Origin of the sequence: Nitrosomonas sp. Nm166, from assembly GCF_900112825.1 — a bacterium.
In the GTDB taxonomy this organism is placed as follows: Bacteria; Pseudomonadota; Gammaproteobacteria; order Burkholderiales; family Nitrosomonadaceae; genus Nitrosomonas.
Genome location: NZ_FONE01000084.1, coordinates 1 through 4354, shown reverse-complemented (window position 1 = coordinate 4354; position 4354 = coordinate 1). Strand labels below are relative to the sequence as shown.

Below are 4354 nucleotides of genomic sequence, written 5' to 3'. Positions count from 1 at the left end.
TACTCTTCATCTTCCTCCTCATCGTCATCTTCACCCTGAGCTTCACTTTCTACGGCTGGACTAGCGCCTTCGCTCTCGTCTTCTTCGTCCTCTTCATCTTCTTCCTCATCTCCACCATCCTCTTCTTCTTCCTTCATCAGTACCATCTTGCCAGCCGCAAGGCTTGCATTCAAGTCCGTCTTCGGTGCTTCTTCATGGACCAGATTCTGGTGGCAGTCGATACAGGTCGCGCCTTCTGTCTTCAGCTTCTTGTGCGCTTCCTGCGCATCCGCTCCAGGTGGATTCGGATCCTTATGGCAGTCACGGCAGGTTACGCTGTCCCATTTCTTCAGGTTCATGCGCGCATCATGCGCCATGATCAGGCGTCGTTCATTAAACTTCTCTAAGGTCGAATAATCGTTCACCATTTCCAAGTAGAGTTCCCTGGCTCCATCCACCGCATGGGTATACAGCGCTAAGTGGAAGTTCCTGAATCCCTGCGGAATATGACAGTCCTTGCAGCCTGGATTTACCCCCAGTGCTCCATAGTGGGTCGATTGCTTTAATTCCGTTTGCGTATAGGTCATCGAGTGACAGCTGGTGCAGAATTCTTCGGTGGAGAGCGCTGCTTCTCCTCCAAATACTACCGCTACCAGCAGGATGCCAAGCAAGCCCCCTGTCAGCAAAGTCCCTATCGCGCCTTTTTGTAAGCCTGTCATTCGTCTTTTCCTTTTTTATCTTTTTTGTCCGCTACCTTCTCCTTGGCGTTTGCCTGGAACTCGTCATGATACTTGAATTTGGGCTCTCCTACGAAGGTGCCGTCAAGTTTATAATGTTCATGCATCGCTTTGACATCTTTGACCATCTTGTCAAAGTTGAAGGTGTATTTCTCATCTACTTCCGGTGTGAATGGCGTATAAGGTGGTTTTGCTCCTTTCCACGGTGAGCCTTCGTAGTTCAAGTGACAAGCATTGCAGGCTTCCTCAAAGTGGAAGTCTTGGCCTTTGTCTGCCAAAACTTTACGTTGTGTGGTGGTGCCTTTGCTTTCAAAGGCTTGTCCAGCTTTGCGGTGATCTCCCCGGTAGTTCTTGCCAGGGCCATGGCAGGATTCACAGCCAACCGCTGCCAGCGGTTTCTTCGGCGCGTCTATCGTGTAGCCGCCTTTCTTGCCAAACCCATCAACGTGACAGCCCACACAGTCTTTGTCCTGGGTATAGTCTTTGTCCGGGTCCAGTTTGGCTTTGATCTTGGCTTCTTTGCGTGCGCCAGGTTTGAGGGATTCCATTGCCTTGGCATGTGCGGTGTCTTTCCATGATTTGGCTTGCGATTTGTGGCACGAGCTACATTTCGTGCGGCCTTCATAGGTGTCTGCGAGGGCTGCGCCAGAAAAAAATGCCCACATCGCTAAAATAGCAAGTACATAGGTTATTGGGTGTTTCATCCTTCCTCCTTTATGCTTTTTTAATTCAAGTTTAATGGCCTCGTATTGTACGCTATCACCAGATTGTGTAAATGGTTATGTGACTGCTTTGGCGTCCTTTGTGGCTCTGGTTGCCTCTCTTTCAGAGCCTGGCTACGGTATTTTGTAGACCCAATAGCCGCCTTGCTGGTAAATCAGTTGGGCTACTTCCAGTTCTACCGGAGCTTTTTTTTCTACAAATGGTAGCATGCTTGCCAGGAGTGTTTGGCTGCTTGCTTCATCGCTTAAAAAGAAAACTCTGATTTCTGCGTCTGAGATGGATTGCAGGGTGTAAGTGTCAAAGTCATTTTTTTTGACTTGCACTTTCATGTGGTTGATCATGCCGTGCATGTTGCCTGTGAGCGGAAAATTCTGGTAGGCAACTCCGATTTTGTCCGGGTACATGAGCCCTAGTTTGTAGAGGTCGGTGACATGAACGATCAAATAGGCTTCCCGCTCTGAGCCTATCAGCTTGCGCAGGTGCGCAATTCCTTCTGCTGCAGGGGCTGCCAGAGCTTGACTGAAGTGTTTGAATTGTTCTCGCTCTTTTTGACTGACTTCACTTTCCCAGAATTGGTTTTCATAGGCTTGAATGACTTTGCTTTGTTCTAGCCAGGGGACCGGTATCATCAGCGGTTCATTGAGGTGGCTGGTGAAAAGGGTGTCGTGTCCTGTCAGCAGCTTGATTTGCCGTGATGTGTCCCACCACGAGAGGATGAGGGCGTCTTTGGGAGCGTGACGGCCTATGACTGTAGCCAGTGCGCTGAGTTCCGAGGGCTTTTTGTCGAGGTTGTAGAGCACTTCGTGAGTGCTGTTCTTCCAGTGGGTGAGTACCGGAGGCCCATCGCCTTTGCGCGCTACCATCAGTTCAGCAATGGGTTTGTCAACGCCTTCTGCTTGTACTTGGTATTGGCTGAGCGTCAGGTCTGGCCAGGCATCCAGATCCATTTGCGGGAATCGCTTGCTGTCGCCTTCTGCGATCAGTTGATAGTGGTAAGGTGCAGGTTGCGGCGCAAACCAGAGATAGGTGAACCAGCCCAGTAAAATTAAACCTCCCGTCACCAGGAGTATGCCTACTGACGGGAGTAGCTTGTTTCCTGATCGCGCTGCCTTGGAGGCGCGATCAGTTGTGTTGCTGCTTATCAAGCTTCGCTTTGCTTACGTTTGCGCCAGCCTGCCAGTGCCAGTGTTCCGGCTAGTAGCATGCCTCCGCCTAAACCACCCAGTGAGATCTTCTCAGCTGTGCTGTCTAAGTCCAGTAAACTGGTTTTCTTGGATTCAAGATTCTTGACGCGGTCTTGCAGTGCAAGCATCTCACGTACACGGAAGTTTTCGTCTTGAATTTCTACGTAGGCGCGGTTCATCGGACCCCAGCCTTCGGTATAGGTCCAGCCACCAGGGTTGACGTGTGCTAAACCTACGTGCATCTTGGCCAGGTCATTTTCACCCATTTCCAGAATCTTCAGTTCTAAAGAGGCTGGGTTGTTGCCTTTTGACCAGAACAGTTGTGAGAATATCGCAAAGCCTGGTTTTTCTGGCGGGGGTGGGTCTGGACGGTTGGTTTTTTGTCCAGCCAGCAGCCCTTCGTCGTACAGTTTCACAACCACATCGTGTGCTTCCTGGTATTTAGCCAGTCCTTGCAGCGTGCCTTTGTCCATCAGATCAAGGTAGGAGCGTGCAAAACGTTCTGAGTGACATTGCGTGCAGGTGACAACCCATGAGTCTAAGCGGGCTTCTGACCATTCGCTCGTGATGTTTTCTGCGATCCCAGGTACAAACGGGTAGTTGGCCCAGCGAATCTTTCTAACCATGTTGTGGCTGTATTCGCCTTCGTATTCCATGTGGCAGCTGGCACAGGTGGGAGCACTCTGGCCGCCTACCGCAAAAGCATCTTTCAGCTGTACGTCCCAGTTCCATTGATTGCCCAGCATCGCTACCATCTTGCCGTGCTTGGACATGGAGTAGGCTTCCCAGTTGTTGTGGTCTACGCCACTGTGACAGGTGGCACAGGCTTCCGGTCTGCGGGATTCCGCCGCTGAGAATTCATGACGGGTGTGGCAGGAGTCACATTTGTTTTGATTGGTGTGACACATCGAGCAGCCTTCGGCTACTTCACGTTGTGGCATCGCCGCCCAGACAGTGGTTTCTACGTTGGCTTTGTAGTCCAGCGCATGCGATGGGCGTCCATCTGGCCATTGTCCTGCCGGCCAGATCATCGTGTCGCGTTCTGATTCACGTTCTGCAAATTCCTGCAGGTGACAGGTGCCGCATACGTCTGCCGTTGGCATCTTGATGTCTTTAGCGTGGTCTGCTTTTTTCTTCATGCCAATGTCTACATGGCAGTCTATGCAGCCTACTTCTTTCAGGTTCTCACCTTCTGCCAGCCTACCCATCGAACGCAGGTTCTTCTCTACGTCTTCCAGTTTCGCTTTCTTGTAAAACGTAGGGTCTTCCGGCTTCAGATTGCGAATCTTGTCTAAGTTCGCATGACTGCTGCGCTTCCAGGCTTGCACCCATACCGGCGATTCGTCCGTGTGGCATTCTACGCATTCCTTGCGGCTTGCTATCTCTTTATTAGTCGTCGGTGATTTATAAAATGTGTTCGGGTCTAAATATATCCCATACGGTATCGGTTCCCAGTATTGCGCCATCGTCCCAGGACCTGATCCATGCGCAGGGTCCTTGTAACGCTTCACCAGCGCTTCGTGTAATTCCTTCGGCGTTACCTTCGAACGATCCAGCTTCAGCGCTTCATATAATTCGTTCGGAACGCTCGGTATGTCCGCCTGCGCCGATCCTATCAAGAATCCTCCTAGCATCACCGCACCTATAATCAGCCATCTCTTGGCATTCATCTCCTCTCTCCTTCTCCTTTGTTTTTCATAACTTCCCCCTCTTCTTATTGTTCTAATCTCG

4 protein-coding genes are annotated in these 4354 nt (G+C 50.8%); all 4 read right to left on the bottom strand.

Annotated features, from left to right (window positions below; all coding sequences use genetic code 11):
• The coding region (locus tag BM021_RS14510; protein WP_090721701.1) for a NapC/NirT family cytochrome c at window positions 1-698 on the bottom strand (698 nt) is incomplete at its 3' end.
• A complete protein-coding gene (gene cycA / locus BM021_RS14505; protein WP_090721700.1) occupies window positions 695-1420 on the bottom strand; it encodes a cytochrome c-550 CycA in 726 nt (241 codons plus the stop codon). The genes cycA and BM021_RS14510, both read right to left, overlap by 4 nt.
• Before the next feature lie 132 nt (window positions 1421-1552).
• Window positions 1553-2584, bottom strand: a complete 1032-nt coding sequence (gene haoB, locus BM021_RS14500) for a hydroxylamine oxidation protein HaoB (protein ID WP_090721699.1) — start codon at window positions 2582-2584, stop codon at window positions 1553-1555.
• The gene (locus tag BM021_RS14495) at window positions 2581-4293 is read right to left on the bottom strand and encodes a multiheme c-type cytochrome (RefSeq protein WP_090721698.1); all 1713 of its coding nucleotides are present in this window, start codon (window positions 4291-4293) and stop codon (window positions 2581-2583) included. Before BM021_RS14495 ends, haoB begins: the two co-directional genes overlap by 4 nt.
• Window positions 4294-4354 lie beyond the last annotated feature (61 nt).

Bases quoted from the DNA above. Each gene is read 5' to 3' on its own strand.
- BM021_RS14495 (WP_090721698.1), bottom strand. From the start codon at position 4,293: ATGAATGCCAAGAGATGGCTGATTATAGGTGCGGTGATGCTAGGAGGA.
- cycA (WP_090721700.1), bottom strand. From the start codon at position 1,420: ATGAAACACCCAATAACCTATGTACTTGCTATTTTAGCGATGTGGGCA.